Here is a 21,787-nt window from a genome sequence, read left to right on the forward strand (position 1 = left end):
GGCTGGGGCCGCCTGCGGCATCAGACCTTCTTCAGCACATACTGGCGGGTGCCCATGCCGATCTTCTCGGCCTGATCCAGCGTGGCCTTCCACTCGATATTGGGGTTGGAATCCTTGAAGTTGTCGTGGTGGCAGTTCCAGCCGGGCTTTGCAAGGTTCTGGCCCAGCTGGCTGTTCGGCAGCGGCTGTGCATTCAGGCAGGCGTCCGCGCAGGCCTGATCCAGCGCCACCGGGTCAAAGGACGCAAAGATGCCGATATCCGGCAGGATGGGAGCATCGTTCTCGCAGTGGCAGTCGCAGTTGGGGCTGATGTCCTGCACCAGAGAAACATGGAAGCAGGGACGGCCTGCGCATACGGCAGCCGCGTACTCGGCCATTTTGCGGTCCAGCATCTCATTGGCGCTGTCGCACTGAGAATAGATGGCGTCAAAGTTGCAGGCACCGATGCAGCGGCCGCAGCCCTTGCACTTGGTCTGATCAATGACGGCCTTGTTGTTTGCATCGTAGGTAATGGCATCGGAGCCGCACTCCTTCGCGCAGCGGTGGCAGCCGCGGCACAGGCTCTGCTGCACCTCCGGGTGTCCGGCGGCGTGCTGTATCATCTTGCCTGCGCGGGAGCCGCAGCCCATGCCGATGTTCTTGAGAGTACCGCCGAAGCCGGTGGATTCGTGGCCCTTGAAATGGGTCAGGCTGATAAAGATATCCGCATCCATGATGGCGCGGCCGATCTTTGCCGTCTTGCAGTATTCGCCGTTCGGCACCGGAACTTCTGCTTCATCGGTGCCGCGCAGGCCGTCCGCAATGATGACCTGACAGCCGGTGGTCATGGGCCAGAAGCCGTTCAGCTGGGCGCAGGTGAGGTGCTCCAGTGCGTTCTTGCGGCTGCCCGGATACAGGGTGTTGCAGTCGGTCAGAAACGGCAGACCGCCCTGCTCCTTGCACAGGTCGGCCACCACCTTGGCGTAGTTGGGGCGCAGGAATGCCAGATTGCCCAGCTCACCGAAATGCATTTTGATGGCAACGAACTTGCCATCCATATCAATATCCTTGATCCCGGCGGCGATGCACACGCGGCGCAGCTTGTCCAGCAGGCTGGTGCCCACAGGACAGCGGAAATCTGTATAATAGACCTTGGATGCTTCCATAGCAGTTTCCTCCATTTTGTTTGCGCGGCACGCTGCCGCATACTCTCTTATTTTGTAGTATAGCACATCTTTTTGCAAAGAAAAAGTGCTGTCGTAAAGGGCGGCGGGCACACCTCTGCGTCCCACGATCAAAATGGCCTCCGCTGATCGCTCTGGCCATATTTAGCGGAACTATCATTTCCTAACGAAAGAAAGCCGGAAATCTGCGGATTTCCGGCTTTCTATTTTCACAGGAAAGAGTCGTAGCAGTCAGCGGCATCGTGCAGCGCCGGCTTCCTGCGGAAGCGTTCGCGTAGCAGACGGAGCACAAACTTGCCCGCACGGCGCGTCGCGCAAGCGACTCAAAATCGGCGGAACACAAAAAATCCTTTAGCGGAGCGGCTTGGATTTTTTGTATGGAGCCCAACAGCTTTGGGGTCACTAGGGGCGAGCAGCCCCTAGTTCGTGCCTCCCGCGCCTCGAAAGTAGCGGGTGCTTTTCTGGTTCTCTTTTGGCACGCAAAAGAGAACATCCCCGGCGGCGATGCATCTTGCAAAAGGCATGAAGCCCGCCCCACACGAATGCGCTCTGTGCGGGAAGCATTCCAAATCAGAAGATTGCCGTCGCAGCCGCCACTGCCAGCACGATGATGCCCAGCACGATGCGGTAGGCACCAAAGAACTTGAAATCGTGGCGCTTGACGTAATCCATCAGGAAGCGGATGGCGGCAAGGCTCATGCCAAAGGCCACCACACAGCCCACTGCCAGCACAGCCACCTCGGTGCCGGTCATCACAGAACCGCCGACAACGAACTTGACCACCTTGAGCAGGGATGCGCCCGCCATGACCGGGATGGCCAGATAGAAGGTGAACTCTGCCACACAGGCGCGGGACAGGCCCAGCAGCAGGCCGCCCACGATGGTGGCACCGGAGCGGGAGGTGCCCGGAATGATGGCCAGACACTGCCACAGGCCAATGATGATGGCATCGCGGTAGGTGATCTGCTCCAGCCGGCTCACGTGCGGCGCGGCGCGGCGGTTCTCCACAACAAAGAACAGCGCGCCATACAGAATGAGCATCGCGGCAACCGTGATGTAATTGTAGAAGTGAGCTTCCATCCAGTCGTCCAGCGGGCTGATGATGAGCACCGGGATCGTGGCCGCTACCACCTTGAACCACAGGCTCCACACGCTGGGCTTGGAAATGACCCTGCCCTGCTTCATGCCAAAGGGCCACAGCTTGCCCCAGAACAGCACCACCACGGCCATGATGGCACCCAGCTGGATGACCACACGGAACATGGACATGAACTCTTCGCTTGCGTTGAATTTGATGATCTGTTCCAGCAGGATCATATGACCGGTGGACGAAATGGGAAGCCACTCGGTAATGCCCTCCACAATGCCCATCAGGATGGCTTTGATGATCTCAAAAAACGTAAGTACCCCTCCTTGTGCACAAAGGCACAGCAGCTTATTTTCTTCCAGTATACCATACTATGTCTCTGCACGCACGCAGAATGCGAAAATTTTTACGCCCGCCGCCACTTTTGCCCTGCAGGCTGTTACTGCGCCGGGAAATGTGTTATACTGATGCAAAGACCCTTTTCCTTCTATTTTATCCGCAAATCAAAACAGAGTTTAAACACCCTTGGTATTTTTGTTGAACCATTCTACAACGAGGTGAATCCATATGAATATTCTGGTGATCGGCTGCGACCAGGTGGGCGCTTCCCTCATCCGCGATCTGGAACGCATCGGCCATGATATCTCGCTGATCGAAAAGGATCCCGAACAGCTCAAGCGTCTGGATGCCTTTGACGACTACAGCTTTGGCGGCACGGCTCTGGTGGGCGACCCCACCGACCCGGATACCCTGCGGCAGGGCGGCATTGACAGCTGCGATGCCGTGGCCGCTGTGAGCGAGGACGACTCGGTAAACCTGATGGCGGCACAGATCGCAAAAAGCATCTTCCGCCGTGAGAAGGTGATCTGCCGCGTGTCCGACCCGCACCTGCAGGTGCTGTACCACAAGGCTTACGAGATCGACACCATCTGCCCCACGGTGCTCACCGAGCAATCGGTGTTCCGCGCACTGGCAAAGTAAAAAGTGAGGGAAGCATATGAAAGTTTGTATCGCAGGCGGCGGCAAGGTGGGCATGTATCTGGCCCAGAGCCTGCTGGCCCACCGCCACAAAGTGACCATCATTGAACCGCAGGAAATGCTGTGCCGTTCGCTGGCCGATTCGCTGGATATCCCGGTGATCTGCGGCGATGCCATCAGCTTTGACACCATGCGCACGGCCGACGTTGCCAGCTGCGATGCCTTTGTGGCCGTGACCGGTGCGGACGAGAACAACCTTGTGGCCTGCCAGATCGCAAAGCGGGAGTTTGGCGTGAACCGCACCGTGGCCCGGGCCTCCAACCCCAAGAACCGGGAGCTGCTGCACACCTTAGGCGTGGACACCGTAGTGTGCGGCACCGACAACCTGAGCCACATCCTTGAGCGCGAGATCGAGACGGATACCATCCGCCAGCTGCTCTCGCTGGGCGGCGGCACTGCCAGCCTGAACGAAATTTTGCTGCCGGAGAACTTCAAGTTTGCAGGGCAGGCGGTCAAGGATATCCCCATGCCGGGCGACGTCATTCTGGTGTGCATCACCCGCGATGCGGAGTTCATCATCCCCCACGGCAATACCACCTTACTGCCGTGGGATCGCATCCTCTGCCTGACGCAGGATGACACCCTGCACCTGCTGATGGATGCCTGGGGCCTTTCCGACAAATGACCGAACGTGACCTGCTGCGCACGGCGCTGATCATCCCGCCCAAGGGCCGGGCCGTGCTGTGCGTCTGGGCCGCTGTTCCCGGCGTGTTCTGCGCGCCTTTTGTGTTCTGGCAGAGCCTGTTTGCCGGGTGTATTTTCTGTGCCCTGTGGGTGTGCCTTGTGTTCGCCGCATGGGCAAGAGCCTGCAGCTTTACCGCAGTGCTCACCGCCCGGAACACTGCCGTGCGGGCCGGTATCGCCGTTCCCATCACACGGCAGCTTCCCCGCCGGGCCGTGACTGGCGTGTGGACCCTGCGCACGCCGCTTCTGTGGCTGGCCGGGTGCAGCGTGCTGGTGGTTCACGGCCCGGGCGTACAGCTGTTCCTGCCGGGCGTGGATGCCCTGCAGGCGCAGGCCCTTGCCGCTGTGCTGATGGAGGAAACGCCATGACCGAACGCGGCTTCCACCCGTTTGCGGTGCTGCATTTTCTGCGCAAGACCATCCTGCTCTATCTGCTGCCGCTTTTGCAGGTGCTGTTTGCCCGCAACTGGGCGGCGCTGCGCACGGCTCTGGTGCAGGGCGCGGCGCTGCTGACAGTGCTTGCCGCTGTGAGCGCCGCCGTGCTGCACGCAGGCCGCTGGCGGGTGGATGCACAGGGAACCCTGCGGGTGCGCTGGCGGCTGGGCGTGCGGCTGGACCGCTGCCTGAAAGCCAGCCAGCTGGCAGCGCTCACCATCGAGCGGCCCCTGCTCTACCGGCTGGCCGGTGCCAGCCGGGTGGTGCTGTACCCTGCCGGGCAGAAGCGCACCCTGACCCTGCTTTTGAGCGCGCAGAACGCGCAGTTTTTAGCTGACCGCATGATGCCGCGCCGGGATGCTGTGGCCCACACCCCGCGCGGCGGCGAAAAGCTGGCCTTTGCGGTGCTGGGTGCCAACGGCCTTTCCACTCTTGCTTTGCTGGCGCTGGCCATCAAACAGAGCAGGCCCTATGCGCCGGATGCCCAGACGGCAGCCTTTGCCCACCTGAACCGCATTGCGGCGTGGGCGGCGCGCTGGCTGCCCATGGGCACAGCATGGCTGCTGGTGCTGGGCGGTGTGCTGTTCTGCGCAAGCCTTGTGCGCAGTGCGGCCCATGCGGCCCATTACACCGTGTGGCGCACCGAGAGTCACCTTGGCAGCAGGGGCGGCTTTGTGCGCCGGTATGAGATGCGCCTTGCGCTGGAACATCTGAGCTATGCGGACCTGCGCCGCTCGCCTGCCACATGGGCGCTGGGCTGCTGCCCGGTGTTCGTTACAGCAGGCAGCTGCCAGCCGGAGATCCCGTTGCTGGTCTGGCGGGAGGACGGCCCTTTTCTACAGGAGCTGCTGCCCGGCTTTGTCCTGCCGCCAAAAGCCCCGGTGGACACCGCAGGCCGCAGTATCCCGGCGTTTTTTCTGCCTGCCGGCATCCCCTGCGGGCTGTGCCTGCTGCTGACAGCGGTATCCCGCTACACCCTGCCCGCCCTCACGGTGCCGCTGCTGGTGGTCACTGCTGTGTTTGCCGCCCTGCTGGTGGGTGCGTACAACGGCTGGCGCAAAGAGGGCATCTGGCTGCAAAACGGCCGCCTGACCCTGCGCTGGCAGCACGGCTTCCATCTGCACGAGATCTGCGTGCTCTGCCCTGTTCCGGCCCTGACGGCCATGCAGTCGCCATGGGCCGCGGCGGTGCACCGCACGAACCTCACCCTCACCTTTCCGGGCGGGGTGAAGTGCAAGGTGCGCAGCGTAAAGTGCAGCGAACTGCCTTTTTTACTTTTCTGAAACTGTAAGGAGTCTTTTTCTGTGATAAAAACTGTATTATTCGATCTGGACGGCACCCTTCTGAACACCATCGACGACCTTGCCGATGCAGGCAACTGGGTGTGTGCACAACACGGCTGGCCCACCTTTACGGTGGAACAGTTCAAGCACATGGTGGGCAACGGCATCCCGAAGCTGGTGGAGCGCTTCTCGCCGGAAAATGCCCGCACGCCGGAGCAGCTGGCGGCCACGCTGGCCGAGTTCACCGCCCGGTACGACGCCCACAAGGAGGACAAGACGGCCCCCTATCCCGGCATCCCGGAGCTGCTGGACGAGCTGCGGGCACAGGGTGTTCAGTGCGCAGTGTTCTCCAACAAGGCCGACCCGCTCTGCGGCAAGATCATCGCCCACTATTTCGGCACCGGCCGCTTTGCCGCTGTGCGCGGCAGCAGGCCCGGCGTGCCCACCAAACCGAACCCCGCCGGGCTCTATGCGCTGATGGACGAGATCGGTGCAGACCGCTCTGCCACCCTATTTGTGGGCGACAGCGATGTGGACATCCTCACCGGACACAATGCCGGACTGCCCGCCATGGGCGCGCTGTGGGGCTTCCGGGGCCGCGCAGAACTGACCGCTGCCGGTGCGGATGCACTGGCGGCAGTGCCAGAGGATATTTTTACCTATATCCAGAAGGGTTGACGATTTAGAATGCCCTCCGTTTTACTCTGGGCATGTTTAGCGGAAAATTTATTTTTATTTGCAGCTCAGAAAAATCTGCGGATTTTTCTGAGCTGCTTTTTCACGGGAAGGGGTCGTGGCGGGAAGCGGCATCTGCTGCTGTCGGCCTGCGGCCGTCGCGCAGCGACTTCTGATTGGCGGAACCTCAAAAAGCGGTTAAGAGATCTTCACGCCGAACAGGCGGGAATCTCCAGCTTTTTGGGGTGGAGCCTACTGCTTTGGGATTATTAAGGGCGAGTAGCCCTTAATTCGTGCCTCCCGCGCTTCGAAAGTAGCGGGTGCTTTTCTGGTTCTCTTTTGGCACGCAAAAGAGAACATACCCGGCGGAGAACGACTTCATAAAAGCCACACAGCCTATCCCCTACTCGAATACGCTCTGCACGGGAAGCAACACGCAAAAAGGCGAGCCGCCCATTGGACGGCTCGCCTTTTGTGTTCTTTGGGGTAACTTTATCAGCCCAGAGTGACTTCCTGGATCTTGGAGGAAGCGAACTCGAAGGGCCAGACAGTCTTCCACTCCTGATCCTGCACCTGTGCGATTGCAACAGAAGCGTAGGTGTTGTCACGGTAGTGCTTTGCGCCGCCGATCTCGTACTCGGGAGCGAACTCGATCTTGGAGTAGGGCAGAACGATCTTGCGGCCGCCCTCAAATGCACCGTCGATGGACAGCTCTGCCAGAGCGTCGCGGACAGCGGCGCCGTCGGTGGAGCCGGCCTTCTCGATGGCGGTCTTGAACAGCCACACAACGGTGTAGGACTCAGCAGAGTGACCGTTCATGTTGACGTTGTAGACCTTCTTGAAGTCCTCGTTGATCTCCACGCCGTTGGTCAGGTCGGGGTTGAACTCGACAACAGAAGCCACGCCGTTTGCGGATGCGCCCAGGTTCGGGATGAAGGAAGGATCGGTGAAGCCGTTGGCCTTGGCAACGATCATCTTGGGCTTGTAGTTCTGCTCCTTCAGGGTCTGGACGAACAGAGTAGCGTCGCCGATGTAGGAGTCGCACAGGATGGCATCGGGATCAGCCTGCTTCAGAGCCAGGACCTGAGAGGACAGGTCGGTAGCGTTGGAGCTGTAGTCCACTTCGGCCACAACATCCAGACCGTAATCCGGTGCGAACAGGTTGACGCAGCGGATCAGCTCCTGACCGATGGCAGCCTTATCGGTGAAGATGGCGACCTTCTTGATCTCGTTGCCGGTCTGCTCCTTGGAGTCCTGCAGATACTTCAGCATATCTTCCACGTAGACGGAGTTCAGCGGGCACAGACGGAAGAAGTAATCGTAGTCCTTGTGGTCCTCGTCGGTCAGACGGTCCAGCGTGGAGATAGCGGTGATCATGGGGATGCCGTACTGCTGGCAGACCTGAGCCACGACCTCGGTAACAACGGACATATGGCAGCCCATGATGACGTTGACACCTTCCTGAGTGATCAGGCGCTCAGCCTCGGACTTACCGGTGGCTGCGTCGCCTGCGTGATCACCGCGGACAACTTCCAGCATCTGACCGTTCACGCCGCCTGCCTTGTTGATCTCGTCCACTGCGAAGTCGATGCCGCGCAGGATGTTCTCGCCGATGGCTGCGTTGCCGCCGGACATTGCGTAGATGGTACCGATCTTGATGGTATCACCGCTGGCTGCTGCAGTGCTGCCGGATGCTGCGGTGCTGGTAGATGCTGCAGTGCTGGTGGAAGCGGAAGAGCCGCCGCAGGCGGTCAGAGCAGCTGCGCTGCCCAGAACAGCGGATGCCTTCAGGAAGCTTCTACGAGAGATCTTTTTCATAATTGTCCTCCAATTCTGTTTGTAAAAACAGCTTGTTTATACGAGTCTCCGGCTGTGCCGCGTGAAATAGCACCTGCCGGAGATCCGGTTTCCAAAATCAGATGCCGAGGTACGCCTTCTTGACGTGCTCGTTTGCCGAAAGCTCGGCGGCGGTTCCTTCCAGTGCCACGCGGCCATTCTCAATAACATAGCCGCGGTCAGCCGCTGCAAGGGCTTTGGTGATATCCTGCTCCACCAGCAGCACCGAGATGCCGTCATTCTTCACCATGGTCTTGGCCACTTCCAGAATGTCGTCCACGATGTTGGGGGCAAGGCCCAGACTGGGCTCGTCCAGGATCAGCAGCTTGGGCATACCGATCAGCGCACGGGCCACGGCCACCATCTGCTGCTCGCCGCCGGACAGAGTGCCGGCAGCCTGCTTTGCGCGCTCGCGCAGTTTGGGGAACCAGTTATAGCACTTTTCCAGATTTTCTGCAAAATGTGCCTTGGTCTCCTTATTGAATGCACCCAGCTCCAGATTTTCCAGCACGGTCATCTCGGTAAAGAGCTGACGGCCTTCCGGCACCTGCACGATGCCGCTGTCCAGAATAACGCGGGAGCTTTTGCCGGAGAGGTCCTCCCCGTTGAACTCCACCTTGCCGGAGCTGGCCTTGACCATGCCTGTGATGGTGCGCACCATGGTGGTCTTACCGGCACCGTTGGAGCCAAGGATGGCAACGATCTCGCCGTCCTTCACTTCAAAGCCGATATCCCACAGGATGTTCACAGAGCCGTAACCGGCGTTCAGACCTTCAACTTTAAGCACTTGCGCCCTCCTTTTTGGTGCCCAGGTACACCTCCATGACGTAAGGATCGTTCATGACCTGCTCGGGCGTGCCCTCAGCGATCTTTTCGCCGTGGTGAAGGACGATGACCTTCTCGCACAGGCTCACGACCGCCTTCATGATGTGCTCGATGAGCAGGATGGTGACACCGGACTCGTTGATCTTGCGGATCAGCTGGATGGCCTCTTCGGTCTCAGCCGGGTTCAAGCCTGCCATGTTCTCGTCCAGAAACAGCACTTCGGGCTTGGTGGCCAGAGCGCGGGCCATCTCCAGACGCTTCTGGTCCGGCGTGCCCATGTCCTTGGAGATCACATGACGCTTTTCGTACAGGCCGGTGAAGTGCAGCACCTCCATGGCGCGCTCCTTGGCCTCTTTTTCGCTCTTTGCACCGGCGTGGCCGAAGTAGGCGGCGGCGGTGACGTTATCCAGAACGCTCAGGTTCTTCAGAGGCTTCATGATCTGGAAGGTGCGGGCGATTTTCATGTTGGTATACTCATACGCCTTTTTGTTGGTGATGTCCTCACCATTGTAGAAGATCTTGCCCTCGGTGGGCGGGTAGTAGCCGCAGATCATGTTGAAGGTGGTGGATTTACCAGCACCGTTGGGGCCGATCATGCCGGTGATGGAGCCTTTCTCCACCGAGAAAGAAACATCATGCACGGCGGTCAGACCCTTGAACCGCTTGGTCAGGCCCTGGACTTCAATAATAGGCTTTTCTGCCATGATTACTTCCCTCCCTTGTCTGCCATCAGCTCATACTCTTCCAGCACGTCCAGAGACGGCTTTTTGAGGATCTTTTCATCGATGAAGGTCTTGACCTTCGAGTTCATGTACCAGCCCAGAATACCGGACGGACGGAAGCGGATGACCACGATCAGCACGATGGCATACATCAGCATGTTGATGCCGGGCAGGATGGCGGCAAAGTTTGCACGCAGCAGTTCGCTCAGCGGGATCATGATGAGGCCGCCGATCAGCGGGCCTTCGATGTAGGCAGCGCCGCCCACGACTGCCGGCAGCACGATCTCAGTGGACTTGGACTGGATCATAATATCGGGGTCGATGTAGCGGATGTAGCTGACGTAGAAGAAGCCGACCAGACCGGCAATGATGGCCGAAATGACGACCGCGATCACCTTGTACTTGGTGGGGTTGATGCCGATGGCGGCGGCAGCGTCCTCATCCTCGCGGATGGTGCGCAGCGCAAAGCCCAGCTTGGAGCGGCCGATCTTCTTCATGATGAGGTAAACGCCCACCATCATGATGAAGCCGATGTAGTAGTACGGCACCTTGCTGGTAAAGCGGAACTGCGCAAAGGAGTCCTTGCCGAAGGGCAGGCCCACACCGGATGCGCGGCCGAAAAACTCCGAGTTGATGATGAACTGACGGATGGACTCGGCAAACGCGATGGACACCAGCGTGAAGTAGGGGCCGCGCAGGATCAGGCTGGGGAAGAAGATGACACCGGCCACAACGCCCACAACGAGCATATCCAGCACAGCGGCCACCCAGGGGTTCATGCCCGTCTTTGTGACCACCAGACAGCACACATAGGCACCCAGGCCCATGTAAGCGGCCAGACCCAGCGAGTTCTGGCCGGTGATGCCGCCCAGAATGTTCCATGCCATGGACAGGGTGGACATATAGAAGGTGAGAACGAAAATGTTGATGATGTAAGGTTTATCCACGACCAGCGGGATTGCTGCGAAGATGGCGACGATGATAGCCAGAACGATCGCCAGATTGCGGTGATAGGTTTTAACTGCTTTTCTGGTATCCATCTTATCGCCTCCTCAGAATCATGACCTGACGCACGACCAGAATGATGATGAAGGTGACGAACACGATCATATCACTGTAGGACGGGCTGATGAACAATGCACTCATCTGCTCCAGCAGGCCCAGGAAAATACCGGCGAAGAATGCACCGGGGATGGAGCCCAGACCGCCCACGACCACGACGATCAGTGCGCGGAAGCCGAAGCTTGCGCCTGCGGTGGGATAGATGGTGTAGAACTGGGTCAGCAGAGAACCGGCGATACCGGCCAGAGCAACGCCCAGACCATAGGTCAGGATGTAAATTTTCTTGACGTTGATGCCAACGACCTCAGCACCAATAGGGTTCTGGGATACGGCGCGGATCTGCTTGCCGGTGGTGGAATACTTGAGGAAGGCAAACAGTGCAATGGCGACCACGATCAGGATCAGGAAGCTGACCAGACGCGGCAGCGCAATGGTGACCGGGCCAAGCGGGATATAGGTCTGCGAATAAGGGGTAATGATCTTATAATAGGTGGAACCAAAGATGACCAGAGCGCCGTTGGTGAGCAGCAGGCCCAGACCGACGGTGAGGAACAGCAGGTTCGTAAAGCTCTTGGTCTTGAGCGAAGGGGTGATCAGAGTGGACTGGATCAGCGCGCCCAGCCCGAACATGAGCACTGCAACGATGGGAAGGGCTACATAGGGGTCCACCCCAAAGTAGGTATACAGAACATAGGTAATGTACATGCCCACCATCAACATCTCGCCGTGGCAGAAGTTGACGATGTTCATAACACCGAAAATGATGTTCTGGCCCATACCCATCAGAGAGTAGAAACCGCCCAGCAGGATCCCGTTTACCAGTGCTTGCAAAAAGACTTCCATTGACATCCTCCCGTTCTAAGCATCAGGCGATGGGAACAGATGATGCAAAAACTGCACGCTGCATCCGCCACCGGCCCGTACTCGTGATTGAAAACCGCCCTTGTGGACTCCATTTCCTCCCTTCTGCTCGTACAATTGGTATATCATCTGTATTGTAACGTAAGTGCAGCCTGTATACAAAATATTATTTCTACCAAACTTTGTCATGAATTTATATTGAAAGTGCTAGAATATTCCAGAGTTTTTGGTGTGCAAGTCAATTTTCGCAGTTAAAAATGGAGGATTGATGTCTCATTGACATAATTTTGTTACTATTTCAGGCCGGAAATTTACGAAAAATGCAGAAAAACCCGGCAGAAGAGCACCTGAACGTGTTCCCCTGCCGGGCTTTTTATCCATAAAATGGCATGTGGTATTCAAGATGAAGGCGCACCGCCGCCCTGTCCCGGGTTGTGGTTCCCTGCGTATGCTTCACGCCTTGGAGCGGCGTTCGCATCCCGCTGACCACGGCCCCAGCTTCGCTTCCCTGTACTCCCCTTTTTGTCGCTATGCGACATCTTCCCCCGACCGGGGGAAGTCTTTGCTCGCTGGCGGCGGTCAGCTCAACTGCAATTCCCGTACGGGTCAAATTAAAAATCCCCCGAGCGAATGCAGCGGCAGCAACCACGGTAGACATTCCTAGCCGTTGGGACCCGCGGGCTAACCAAAGCCCCACTGGGGCTTTGGTTGCGGTGCTGCGCACCGCCGCCCTGTTCGATTCCCGTGCGGGTCAAATTAAAAACGCCCTTGCGCAATGCGCAAAGGCGTTTTTATGACCCGTACGGGAATCGAACCCATGTTACAGCCGTGAAAGGGCCGTGTCTTAACCGCTTGACCAACGGGCCTTAGAAATACAGAGCTTCGCTAAAACCTCCGACTTCCATCGTCCACTACTGCAGACGACCGTCCCCCTAACCTTAGCGAAACTCTGTAAAAGTGGTAGCGGTAACTGGATTTGAACCGGTGACACTTCGGGTATGAACCGAATGCTCTAGCCAACTGAGCTATACCGCCACATATTGTTTGTGCACTTGAACAGTGCTCTATTATTATACCCACAGATACCCCTTTTGTCAACACATATTTTTAAAAAAATCATATTTTTTCATGTCGTCCAAAATACAAACGAAGATACGCAAAAAATCCCGCTTTCCATTGAATAGAAAACGGGATTTTTCAACCATTTATCCGAGCCTTGTGGAAAAGCCGGTCAATTCTTCAGCCCTTCTTGTGGGTGGGAACCATGACCTTCAGGCCGCCCATATACGGCTGCAGCACTTCGGGGATGGTCACGGTGCCGTCGGCCTGCAGATGGTTCTCCAGGAAGGCGATCAGCATACGCGGAGGTGCCACGCAGGTGTTGTTCAGGGTGTGGGCCAGATAGGTCTTGCCGTCCTTGCCCTTCACGCGGATGTGCAGGCGGCGTGCCTGTGCATCGCCCAGATTGGAGCAAGAGCAGACCTCGAAGTACTTCTGCTGGCGGGGGCTCCATGCTTCGATATCGCAGCTCTTCACCTTCAGATCGGCCAGGTCGCCGGAGCAGCAGTTCAGCTGACGCACCGGGATCTCCATGCTGCGGAACAGCTCCACAGAGTTCTTCCACAGCTTCTCGTACCAGTCAGCGCTCTCGTCGGGGCGGCAGACCACGATCATTTCCTGCTTCTCGAACTGATGGATACGGTAAATGCCGCGCTCCTCGATGCCGTGAGCGCCCTTTTCCTTGCGGAAGCAGGGGCTGTAGGAGGTCAGGGTCAGGGGCAGAGTGGCCTCGTCCAGAGTCTGGTCGATGAAGCGGCCGATCATGGTGTGCTCGCTGGTGCCGATCAGGTACAGGTCCTCACCCTCGATCTTGTACATCATAGCATCCATTTCCGGGAAGGACATAACACCCTGCACCACGTTGCCGTGCATCATGAAGGGAGGGATCACATAGGTGAAGCCCTTGTTGATCATAAAGTCGCGGGCATAGGCCAGCACAGCCTCGTGCAGGCGGGCGATGTTGCCCAGCAGATAGTAGAAACCGTTGCCGGCCACGCGGCCTGCAGCGTCCATATCGATGCCGTCGAAGCTCTCCATGATCTCGGTGTGGTACGGAATGGGGAAATCGGGCACCACAGGCTCACCAAAGCGCTGTGCTTCCACGTTGTAGGTATCATCCGGGCCGATGGGCACGCTGGGATCGATCATCTGCGGAATGGTGTACATGATCTCCTGAATGCGTGCGGACAGGGTCTCTTCTTCCTTTTCCAGCTCAGCCATCTTGTCGGCGTCGGCCTTGACGGCGGCATTGTTGGCATCGATCTGAGCCTGCAGCTCAGCCTTCTGTGCCTCATCGGTGCACTTCTTCAGCTGGCCGAACAGGGGGCCGTTGGCCTTGCTCAGCTTGTTGCGGGCAGCCTTGAGGGCTTCCACTTCCTTCAGGCATGCGCGGTACTTGGCATCCTTCTCGATGACCTCGTCCACCAGCGGGAGCTTTGCATCCTGAAACTTCTTCTTGATGTTTTCCTTGACAGCGTCCGGGTTTTCACGGACAAATTTGATATCAAGCATGATTGACTCTCCTTGCTCTATTTCGGTTCGCACAGAAGATCCCCTCCCCTGTGCCGTTCAAAGACGGTCGCCCGCCTTGGATCGCTTTATTCTTCGTTCTGGTACTGTCCCAGCAGGTTGGCAAAGGCCCGCAGCTGCTCGTCTGAATAGAAATGCACGGTCAGCCTGCCCTTACCGTCGTGGTAGGCCACGTTCACCTCGCTGCCCAGCACCTGCTTGAGGCTTTCTTCCACCTCCACCGGCAGAGTGCCCCGCGGCTTGGGTTCTCTGGGCTCCTTTGTGGGCTTTGCCAGCTTTTTGCACAGCGCCTCGGCCTGACGCACGTTCAGCTGGTTGTCTGCGATGATCTGCGCCGCCTGCTCCTGCAGCTCCGGTGTGGGCAGGCTCAGGATCACCTTTGCGTGGCCGATATTGATAAAGCCGCTTTTCAGCAGTTCCAGCACATTTTCCGGCAGGTTCAGCAGGCGCAGGCTGTTGGCCAGTGCGCTGCGGCTCTTGCCCAGCTTCTGTGCCGCCTGCTCCTGCGTCAGGCCGCAGCGGGTCATCAGCTCCCGGATGCCGGTTGCTTCTTCCACCGGGTCCAGATCCTCGCGCTGCAGGTTTTCCACCAGAGCCAGCTCCATGGCCTGCTCGTCGCTGACTTCCTTAATGACCACCGGCACATCGTTCAGCCCTGCCATGCGGCAGGCACGCCAGCGGCGCTCACCCGCCACGATGCTGTAGCCGCCGCGCGGGCGCGGACGCACCGCGATGGGTTGCAGCAGACCATGCTCTGCAATGCTGGCCGCCAGCTCGCCCAGCGCCTGTTCGTCAAAGGTCTTGCGCGGCTGTTCCGGGTCCGGTTCGATCTCACGCAGGGGCAAGGTGTCTACCTTTGCACCGGACTCAAAAACCGGGGCGGCATCTTCAAACAGACTGTCCAGCCCGCGGCCAAGTCCTCCTTTTCCTCTTGCCATTCATGTTCCCCCTGAGGTTTAATCTTCCAGAGCATTTTTCGTCTGCTCTGCGACGGGTGCACTTTTTCTGCGGGCCTTTTTGGGCTCGTGCGGGCGGTTGTTCTTGACAAATTCGATTGCCAGATCCATGTACGCTTCGCTGCCCTTGCCCTTGGGTTCATAGAAATTGATGGGCTGGCCGTAGCTGGGTGCCTCCGAAATGCGGATGGAGCGCGGGATGGTGGTCTTGTACACCTTGGAGCCGAAATACTTCTGCACCTGCTCCACCACCTGCACGGTCAGATTATACCGCAGCGAGAACATGGTGAACACCACGCCCTCGATATCCAGATACGGATTGTACTTTTTGCGAATGGTCTTTAAGGTGCTGATCAGCTCCGAAAGACCCTCCAGCGCGTAATACTCGCACTGCACCGGAATGAGAACGCTGTCGCAGGCACTCAGGCCGTTCAGGGTGAGCAGGTCCAGACTGGGCGGACAATCGATAAAGATGAAGTCATAGTCCTTCTGCACCTCGGCCAGCGCCTTGCGCAGGCGGCTCTCACGAGCGGGCAGGTCGATCATTTCCAGACTGGCACCGGCCAGACGGGTGTTGGAGCCGATGACATCGGTGCGGTATTCGGTCTTACGGATGGCCTCGGATGCTCGTGCTTCACCGATCAGGATCTCGTAGGTTCCCTTTTCCACGCTGCGCTTCGGGATGCCGTAGCCGGTGGTGGTATTGCCCTGCGGATCAAGGTCTACGATGAGCACCCGCTTGCCCAGCGCCGCAACGCAGGACGACAGGTTGACGGCGGTGGTGGTTTTGCCAACGCCGCCCTTCTGGTTCGCAATTGCTACAATTTTTGCCACGCACAATTCTTCCTTCCGGGAAAATTTAATTGTTCCATGTGGAACATTCGCAGTCATGCCCGCCGGTTTCCCGTCCATACAGGCACCTTAACACCTAGTATAGCACATCCAAATCGGTTTTTGAACCATCTGAAGCTTTTTTCCGCTGGATTTTTAACTTTTAGAGGTGGAAAAATCAAAAACTGCACGGTTTCGGGAGACAAAACAAACGATTTTGAATGCGCGCCGGGAAGCTGGCTAGCCCTCTCAGTCAAGCCCTGTCGGGCTTGCCAGCTCTCCCAAAGGGAGAGCCCTTGGCAGTGCGGTAAAGTTTCCGGGCAGACCGCAAAGCTTGCGGGTGCGCTTGCTCCCACTTGGGGGAGCTGTCGCGCGTAGTGCGGCTGAAGGAGTGATCTGGGTACGGACTCCAGGTACGGACTCCTTCCGTCATCGCTGCGCGATGCCACCTCCCTCACGGAGGGAGGCATTGGCAGTACACCAAAGCTTCCGGGCAAACCGCAAAGCCGCCGGTTTCGCCAGAGCCTCTCCCTTTGGGAGAGGTGTCACCGCAGGTGACGGAGAGGGTTCACGCCGTGAGAAACTCCCCCAGTCATCTCGCTTTGCTCGATGCCAGCCCCCTCGGAGATGGGGCCCTTGACATGGCGGGAAAGCTGCCGGATAAATTGCAAAGTTTCCGGCACGCCAGAGGCTCCCTCTCCGAGGGAGCTGGAAAAACCGTCAGGTTTTGACTGAGGGAGTTCGTCCCCTGTTCCACATGGAACAATTTTACCGTTCGGCGGCGGTGGTTGGGATGCGCACCGTATATTCGATATACCCGTCCTTCTCCTCCCGGTGGGCAGTGGCGGGCACACCATTATCGGTCATCAGACGGATGGCATGGTCGATGGTGTTCACAAAAATACGCACATCCTTGACCATCGAGATGCGGTGCCTGCCTTTTGCAGGGGTGTTGAGCAGCTGTTCAATGTAGAGGTCGGTCTGGCGGGCGTTCATGCGGCGCTTGGCAATGTTGATCAAGGCTTCACTGCGGCGGTTCTCCGGCAGACGCAGCACCGCCCGGGCATGGCGCTCGGTAAGGTTGTTGTCCAGCACAAACTGCCGCTGGTCGGCGTTCAGCTGCAAAAGCCGCAGCTTGTTGGCAAGGGTGGGCTGCGCCATGCCCAGTCGCTTGGCGGCTTCGGCCTGGGTGCAGTCCCACAGCACCATCACATCCTTTAAGCCCTGCGCCTGCTCAAATGGGTTCAGGTCGGCCCGCTGGATGTTTTCCAGCAGACCGAGCGCGGCGGTGCGCTCATCGTCGTAATCACAGAGGATGGCCGGGATGGTGTTCATTTTAGCAAGGCGGCAGGCACGGAGCCGCCGCTCCCCGGCTACCAGTTCGTAGCCGCCATCCGACACTTTTCGCACCGAGATGGGCTGCAGCAGACCATTTTCACGGATGCTCTGGGCCAGCGCAGCCAGCTCCTGCTCGCTGAACTCCCGCCGTGCCTGAAACGGCGACGGCTTGATTTGATCGATGGGCAGGAAATAAATCTTGCCCGCCTGCTTTTTGCGTTCAAACATGGATACACGGCTCCTTTCGCGTGGTGGATGGGTTTTGTTTTTCACATTTTCCCGGGAAAGCGTGGAAAACTCAGGCTTCAGGCACAGTGTATCACACAAATAAAAGCCCTGCCAGAAGTTTCGTTCGGCAGGGTTTTACAAAATTCTATCGATATTTCGTTATTTCAACGGACTTTTCGCAATTTTTCCGCCGTTTCTGGGGTAGGCTGTCGGAGTCTGCGAAATCTTTTTGCACAGGATCAGTGTACGGGTGTCGCCGCCCGGAAGGTGCAGAGTGCGGGTCTCTTTGTACTCGCCGCCCAGCTTTTTGATGGCACCGCGCGCTGCGGCCAGTTCTTCCTCACCGGAAGAGCCTTTCATGGCGAGGAAATTGCCGCCCACCTTTACCAGCGGCAGACAGTATTCGGCCAGCATGGGCAGCGCGGCCACTGCACGGGCCGAGGCCAGATCAAACTGTTCACGCCACGCCTTGCGGGCGGCTTCCTCGGCGCGCTCCTTTGCAAACTCCACGCCGGTCAAACCCAGCTGTGCACAGGCGTACTTCAAAAACTCCACCCGCTTGCCGGTGGGCTCCATCAGGGTCAACTCCAGTTCCGGCTTGTAGATTTTGGTCACGATGCCCGGGAAGCCTGCGCCTGCGCCCACATCCACCATGCGGCCCGTAACTTCCGGCTGGCTGGCAAACAGCAGGCTGTCGAGGAAGTGCTTATCCTCGATCCCCTCGGGGTCGGTGATAGCGGTCAGGTTGACCTTCTGGTTGTAGTCCACCAGAATTTCGGCAAAGGCATCCAGCTGGTCCAGCTGGGTGCCGGTGAGAGTGATGTTCCATGTGGAACATTTTGCTTCAAGGCGCGGTTTATCGATCATGGGTGTTGTCCTTTCTTTCATTCACCGGTCAGCTGGACGAAAATGGGCTCGTGGTGCACGGCAGGCAGGAAAGTTTCCAGCACATCTGCCGTTCGCAGCTTGAGCGAGGAGGTGTTGATGCAGGGGTGGCAGCCGAGGTACTCCCCTGCCTTTATGTCCTCATCCATCAGCAGCTGCACCTTATTTTCAGCATCATTGGCAAGGCCCATAATGGAGGAGGAGCCGGGCGTGCAGTCCAGATACTGCTCCATATCCTCGGGCGCGGCAAAGCTCAGGCGGGCAATGCCCAGCTGATGGGAAAGCTCTTTGGTTTTGAAGGGCTTGTCCCCGGGCATCATGAGCAGATAGAAGTTCGTCTTCTGCCGGTTGCACAGGAACAGGTTCTTGCACACGGTGGCATTCAGGCAGGCATCGATCACATGGCAGTCCTCCATGGTGTCGGCCTTCATCCAGCCGTGGTCGGTACGCCAGAATTGGATGCCCAGCTTGTCCAGCAGGTCATAGGTACGGATCTCTTTTTCCAGCCGCCCGGTGCAGTCGGCAGGACGGCCCTCGTAAAGCTTCAGTTCTTCCATTAGTTGCAGCTTCTTTCTATGTTTAACGATTTCAAATGCCCTCCGCGTTGCTCTGGGCAAATTCATCGGAAAAATTATTTTTATATTTGCAAATCAGGAAAATCTGCGGATTTTCCTGATTTGCTTTTTCACACGGAAGGTCGTAATGGTAAACGGCATCTACTGCCGCTGACTCCCTGCGGGAGCATTCACGCAGCAGAAAATGCACAAGCTTATCCGCACAGCGCGTCGCGCAAGCGACTCGAAATCGGCGGAACACAAAAAATCCTCTAGCGAAGCGACTTGGATTTTTTGTATGGAGTCCAACAGCTTTGGGGTTATTAGGGGCGAGCAGCCCTTAATTCGTGCCTCCCGCGCCTCGAAAGTAGCGGGTGCTTTTCTGGTTCTCTTTTGGCACGCAAAAGAGAACATCCCCGGCGGCGATGCATTTTGCAAAAGGCATGAAGCCCGCCCCACACGAATACTCTCTGTGCGGGAAGCAGGCTTACTTCCTCGCTGCCAGTGCAATGCTCAGCTGCGCCACATCGGAGGGCGATACGCCCGGGATGCGCCCCGCCTGACCGAGGTTCTTCGGCCGGATGCGGGCCAGCTTTTCGCGGGCTTCCAGTGTCAGGCCGGTCAGGTCGGAATATTCAAAATCATCTGGGATCAGGGTCTTTTCGTGCCGGGCCACGTCCCGGATCATCCGGTCCTGCCGGGCAATGTAGCCCGCATACTTGATCTCGGTCTCCAGCCGTTCGGCCAGCATGGGGGTGATCTGCTCGCCCCAGCCGATGACACCGGCCAGCAGCGGATAGCTGATCTCCGGGCGGCGCAGCAGCTCTTCCGCAATGCCGCCCTCGGCAGCAGGGGCAAGACCGGCCGCTTCCATGGCGGTGCGCAGGTCTGCGGTGCGCAGATGCGTCTCGTGCAGGCGGCGGCGCTCCGCTTCCAGAATGCTCTGGGTGTGCTGGTACTTGGCCCAGCGGTCATCCTGCACAAGGCCGTATTCCCTGCCGATGGGGGTCAGCCGCTGGTCAGCGTTGTCCTGACGCAGGGTCAGGCGGTACTCGCTGCGGCTGGTCATCATGCGGTAGGGGTCCATGACCCCTTTGGTGACCAGATCGTCCACCAGCGTGCCCAGATAGCTGGTGTGGCGCGGCAGAATGAGCTGCTCTTTGCCCAGCGCATTGCGGGCGGCGTTCAGTCCGGCCAGCAGGCCCTGGGCGGCGGCTTCCTCGTAGCCGGAGGTGCCGTTGAACTGGCCCGCGCCGTACAGTCCCCGTACCACCTTGCTTTCCAGCGTGGCTTCCAGACTGGTGGGGTCCACGCAGTCGTACTCGATGGCGTAGGCCGGGCGCATGATCTCGATGTGTTCAAACCCTTTGATGCTGCGGTAGAAGGCGTTCTGCACATCCTCCGGCAGGCTGCTGGAGGCTCCCTGCAGATACATCTCTTCGGTGTTCTCGCCGCAGGGTTCCACAAAAATGGGGTGGCGGTCCTTGCCCGCAAAGCGCACCACCTTATCCTCAATGGAGGGGCAGTAGCGCGGGCCAACACCCTCGATCATGCCGCCATAGAGCGGGCTGCGCTGGATGTTATCCAGAATGATCCTGTGGGTCTCGGGGTTGGTGTAGGCGATCCAGCACTCCACCTTGTTGTGCATGGGTGCATCGGTCATAAAGCTGAAGGGCTGTAGCTCATTGTCCGGATCGCCGGGCTGGCATTCCAGCTTGGAAAAATCGATGCTGCGGCGGTGCACCCGGGCAGGGGTGCCGGTCTTGAACCGGCGCAGCGGCAGCCCGGCAGCCTTCAGGCTGTCGGTCAGGGCGTTAGCGGCGTGCATCCCGTCCGGGCCGGAGGCGTACCACGCATCGCCCACAAAAATTTTGCCGCCAAGGTTCGTGCCGGTGGCAATGACCACGCACTTGGCGCTGTATTCCCCGTTCAGCTGGGTCACAACTCCCTTCACACGGCCGTTCTCGGTCTCGATGCTCACAACCTCAGCCTGATGGATGGCAAGGCCGGGTGTCAGCTCAAGGGCATGCTTCATATATTCATGGTAGCGCTTGCGGTCGGTCTGCACACGCAGGGCGTGCACCGCCGGGCCTTTGCCCTTGTTGAGCATCCGGCTCTGCAGATAGGTGGCATCTGCAGCAAGGCCCATCACGCCGCCAAGCGCATCTAATTCACGTACCAGCGTGCCTTTTGCCGTGCCGCCAATGCTGGGGTTGCAGGGCATGTTGCCAATGGCATCCAGACTCATGGTAAACACGGCCGTTCTCGCGCCCAGCGTTGCGGCGGCGTGAGCTGCCTCGATGCCGGCATGACCGGCACCGATGACGATAACGTCATAATCTCCTAAGTGGTTCATATACTTTCGGGTTTCCTCTAACAAATGATTTAAAATGCCCTCCGTTTCACTCTGGGCATATTCAGCGGAAAAATTATTTTTAATTTCGCAAATCTGGAAAATCTGCGGAACTTGTCGGGGCGAGGCCCCTCCATCTTGCTAACGCAAGACCGTTCTGCCGCTTGAAAGCCCCACTGGGGCTTTCATTGCTGCGCAACCGCGGACTTTTCGGATTTACTTTTTCACGGGAAAGGGTCGTAACAGAAAACGGCATATTGCTGCTGTCAGCCTGCAGCTGTCGCGCAGCAGATAACGCATAAACTTGTCCGTATGGCTCGTCGCGCAAGCGACTACAAATCGGCGTAACACAAAAAATCCTCTAGCGGAGCGACTTGGATTT

The 21,787-nt window shown here is 58.2% G+C and carries 19 protein-coding genes and 2 tRNA genes; 5 read left to right on the forward strand and 16 right to left on the reverse strand.

The genetic code is table 11. The annotated features are described in order from the left end of the window. Window positions 1-20: 20 nt before the first annotated feature. Together ACGHUK_RS13995 and ACGHUK_RS14000 are read right to left on the reverse strand one after the other, a co-directional pair. Window positions 21-1,145: a DUF362 domain-containing protein gene (locus ACGHUK_RS13995; RefSeq protein ID WP_097774082.1), complete on the reverse strand. Its 1,125-nt coding sequence runs from the start codon at window positions 1,143-1,145 to the stop codon at window positions 21-23. Between the two features lie 588 nt (window positions 1,146-1,733). Continuing rightward, complete coding sequence (locus tag ACGHUK_RS14000) at window positions 1,734-2,594, reverse strand: undecaprenyl-diphosphate phosphatase (protein WP_275539400.1); 861 nt, start codon at window positions 2,592-2,594, stop codon at window positions 1,734-1,736. A gap of 223 nt (window positions 2,595-2,817) precedes the next feature. On the opposite strand from ACGHUK_RS14000, the gene ACGHUK_RS14005 reads away from it, so the two are divergent. From ACGHUK_RS14005 to ACGHUK_RS14025, 5 genes are read left to right on the forward strand one after another with little or no spacing between them, the layout of a single operon-like run. Then, entirely contained in the window at window positions 2,818-3,231 is a 414-nt protein-coding gene (locus tag ACGHUK_RS14005; protein WP_005937093.1) for a TrkA family potassium uptake protein, read from the forward strand. A 16-nt stretch (window positions 3,232-3,247) separates the two neighbouring features. Beyond that, window positions 3,248-3,913 carry a TrkA family potassium uptake protein gene (locus ACGHUK_RS14010; RefSeq protein ID WP_005937095.1) on the forward strand — a complete coding sequence of 222 codons (666 nt, stop codon included), beginning with the start codon at window positions 3,248-3,250 and terminating at the stop codon, window positions 3,911-3,913. Next, window positions 3,910-4,341, forward strand: coding sequence for a hypothetical protein (locus tag ACGHUK_RS14015; protein ID WP_005937098.1), 432 nt, complete (start codon window positions 3,910-3,912; stop codon window positions 4,339-4,341). Before ACGHUK_RS14010 ends, ACGHUK_RS14015 begins: the two co-directional genes overlap by 4 nt. Beyond that, entirely contained in the window at window positions 4,338-5,690 is a 1,353-nt protein-coding gene (locus ACGHUK_RS14020; protein WP_390574542.1) for a PH domain-containing protein, read from the forward strand. The genes ACGHUK_RS14015 and ACGHUK_RS14020 overlap by 4 nt, the downstream gene beginning before the upstream one ends. A 21-nt stretch (window positions 5,691-5,711) precedes the next feature. After that, window positions 5,712-6,368, forward strand: coding sequence for an HAD family hydrolase (locus ACGHUK_RS14025; protein WP_390574543.1), 657 nt, complete (start codon window positions 5,712-5,714; stop codon window positions 6,366-6,368). A 492-nt stretch (window positions 6,369-6,860) separates the two neighbouring features. Here ACGHUK_RS14025 and ACGHUK_RS14030 read toward each other — a convergent pair whose 3' ends face one another. The 14 genes from ACGHUK_RS14030 to mnmG all read right to left on the reverse strand — a co-directional run bounded on the left by ACGHUK_RS14030 (window position 6,861) and on the right by mnmG (window position 21,408). Next, entirely contained in the window at window positions 6,861-8,183 is a 1,323-nt protein-coding gene (locus ACGHUK_RS14030) for an ABC transporter substrate-binding protein (protein WP_097774088.1), read from the reverse strand. A 97-nt stretch (window positions 8,184-8,280) separates the two neighbouring features. Next, window positions 8,281-8,988: an ABC transporter ATP-binding protein gene (locus tag ACGHUK_RS14035; protein WP_005937160.1), complete on the reverse strand. Its 708-nt coding sequence runs from the start codon at window positions 8,986-8,988 to the stop codon at window positions 8,281-8,283. Continuing rightward, entirely contained in the window at window positions 8,981-9,730 is a 750-nt protein-coding gene (locus tag ACGHUK_RS14040) for an ABC transporter ATP-binding protein (protein ID WP_005937157.1), read from the reverse strand. The genes ACGHUK_RS14035 and ACGHUK_RS14040 overlap by 8 nt, the downstream gene beginning before the upstream one ends. Before the next feature lie 2 nt (window positions 9,731-9,732). Beyond that, entirely contained in the window at window positions 9,733-10,788 is a 1,056-nt protein-coding gene (locus tag ACGHUK_RS14045; protein ID WP_005937154.1) for a branched-chain amino acid ABC transporter permease, read from the reverse strand. 1 nt (window position 10,789) lies between these two features. Continuing rightward, a complete protein-coding gene (locus ACGHUK_RS14050; RefSeq protein ID WP_005937151.1) occupies window positions 10,790-11,653 on the reverse strand; it encodes a branched-chain amino acid ABC transporter permease in 864 nt (287 codons plus the stop codon). Between the two features lie 812 nt (window positions 11,654-12,465). Next, window positions 12,466-12,537 (reverse strand) — tRNA-Glu (locus ACGHUK_RS14055). A gap of 92 nt (window positions 12,538-12,629) precedes the next feature. Beyond that, window positions 12,630-12,706 (reverse strand) — tRNA-Met (locus ACGHUK_RS14060). 204 nt (window positions 12,707-12,910) lie between these two features. After that, complete coding sequence (gene serS, locus ACGHUK_RS14065) at window positions 12,911-14,242, reverse strand: serine--tRNA ligase (protein ID WP_005937144.1); 1,332 nt, start codon at window positions 14,240-14,242, stop codon at window positions 12,911-12,913. Window positions 14,243-14,328: 86 nt separating this feature from the next. Beyond that, entirely contained in the window at window positions 14,329-15,198 is an 870-nt protein-coding gene (locus tag ACGHUK_RS14070) for a ParB/RepB/Spo0J family partition protein (RefSeq protein WP_390574544.1), read from the reverse strand. An 18-nt stretch (window positions 15,199-15,216) separates the two neighbouring features. Further along, window positions 15,217-16,050 (reverse strand): ParA family protein, encoded by an 834-nt coding sequence (locus ACGHUK_RS14075; protein WP_044953183.1) that lies wholly within the window; start codon window positions 16,048-16,050, stop codon window positions 15,217-15,219. 765 nt (window positions 16,051-16,815) lie between these two features. Beyond that, window positions 16,816-17,613 carry a ParB/RepB/Spo0J family partition protein gene (locus tag ACGHUK_RS14080; RefSeq protein WP_390574545.1) on the reverse strand — a complete coding sequence of 266 codons (798 nt, stop codon included), beginning with the start codon at window positions 17,611-17,613 and terminating at the stop codon, window positions 16,816-16,818. A 159-nt stretch (window positions 17,614-17,772) separates the two neighbouring features. Beyond that, window positions 17,773-18,480 (reverse strand): 16S rRNA (guanine(527)-N(7))-methyltransferase RsmG, encoded by a 708-nt coding sequence (gene rsmG / locus ACGHUK_RS14085; protein WP_154255982.1) that lies wholly within the window; start codon window positions 18,478-18,480, stop codon window positions 17,773-17,775. A 17-nt stretch (window positions 18,481-18,497) separates the two neighbouring features. Further along, entirely contained in the window at window positions 18,498-19,055 is a 558-nt protein-coding gene (locus ACGHUK_RS14090) for a prolyl-tRNA synthetase associated domain-containing protein (RefSeq protein ID WP_390574546.1), read from the reverse strand. Window positions 19,056-19,539: 484 nt separating this feature from the next. Next, on the reverse strand, window positions 19,540-21,408 hold the full coding sequence (mnmG, locus tag ACGHUK_RS14095) for a tRNA uridine-5-carboxymethylaminomethyl(34) synthesis enzyme MnmG (protein ID WP_390574547.1): 1,869 nt from the start codon (window positions 21,406-21,408) through the stop codon (window positions 19,540-19,542). Window positions 21,409-21,787 lie beyond the last annotated feature (379 nt).

The organism is Faecalibacterium sp. i25-0019-C1 (assembly GCF_042854225.1).
Classification (GTDB): Bacteria; Bacillota; Clostridia; order Oscillospirales; family Ruminococcaceae; genus Faecalibacterium; species Faecalibacterium taiwanense.

What these genes read in the sequence shown, in the direction of transcription:
- ACGHUK_RS14030 (WP_097774088.1), bottom strand. Translation starts at nt 8,183, where the DNA reads ATGAAAAAGATCTCTCGTAGAAGCTTCCTGAAGGCATCCGCTGTTCTG.
- ACGHUK_RS14040 (WP_005937157.1), bottom strand. Translation starts at nt 9,730, where the DNA reads ATGGCAGAAAAGCCTATTATTGAAGTCCAGGGCCTGACCAAGCGGTTC.
- serS (WP_005937144.1), bottom strand. Translation starts at nt 14,242, where the DNA reads ATGCTTGATATCAAATTTGTCCGTGAAAACCCGGACGCTGTCAAGGAA.
- ACGHUK_RS14080 (WP_390574545.1), bottom strand. Translation starts at nt 17,613, where the DNA reads ATGTTTGAACGCAAAAAGCAGGCGGGCAAGATTTATTTCCTGCCCATC.
- ACGHUK_RS14070 (WP_390574544.1), bottom strand. Translation starts at nt 15,198, where the DNA reads ATGGCAAGAGGAAAAGGAGGACTTGGCCGCGGGCTGGACAGTCTGTTT.
- ACGHUK_RS14020 (WP_390574542.1), top strand. Translation starts at nt 4,338, where the DNA reads ATGACCGAACGCGGCTTCCACCCGTTTGCGGTGCTGCATTTTCTGCGC.
- ACGHUK_RS14090 (WP_390574546.1), bottom strand. Translation starts at nt 19,055, where the DNA reads ATGGAAGAACTGAAGCTTTACGAGGGCCGTCCTGCCGACTGCACCGGG.
- ACGHUK_RS14005 (WP_005937093.1), top strand. Translation starts at nt 2,818, where the DNA reads ATGAATATTCTGGTGATCGGCTGCGACCAGGTGGGCGCTTCCCTCATC.
- ACGHUK_RS14045 (WP_005937154.1), bottom strand. Translation starts at nt 10,788, where the DNA reads ATGGATACCAGAAAAGCAGTTAAAACCTATCACCGCAATCTGGCGATC.
- ACGHUK_RS13995 (WP_097774082.1), bottom strand. Translation starts at nt 1,145, where the DNA reads ATGGAAGCATCCAAGGTCTATTATACAGATTTCCGCTGTCCTGTGGGC.
- mnmG (WP_390574547.1), bottom strand. Translation starts at nt 21,408, where the DNA reads ATGAACCACTTAGGAGATTATGACGTTATCGTCATCGGTGCCGGTCAT.
- rsmG (WP_154255982.1), bottom strand. Translation starts at nt 18,480, where the DNA reads ATGATCGATAAACCGCGCCTTGAAGCAAAATGTTCCACATGGAACATC.
- ACGHUK_RS14015 (WP_005937098.1), top strand. Translation starts at nt 3,910, where the DNA reads ATGACCGAACGTGACCTGCTGCGCACGGCGCTGATCATCCCGCCCAAG.
- ACGHUK_RS14050 (WP_005937151.1), bottom strand. Translation starts at nt 11,653, where the DNA reads ATGGAAGTCTTTTTGCAAGCACTGGTAAACGGGATCCTGCTGGGCGGT.
- ACGHUK_RS14010 (WP_005937095.1), top strand. Translation starts at nt 3,248, where the DNA reads ATGAAAGTTTGTATCGCAGGCGGCGGCAAGGTGGGCATGTATCTGGCC.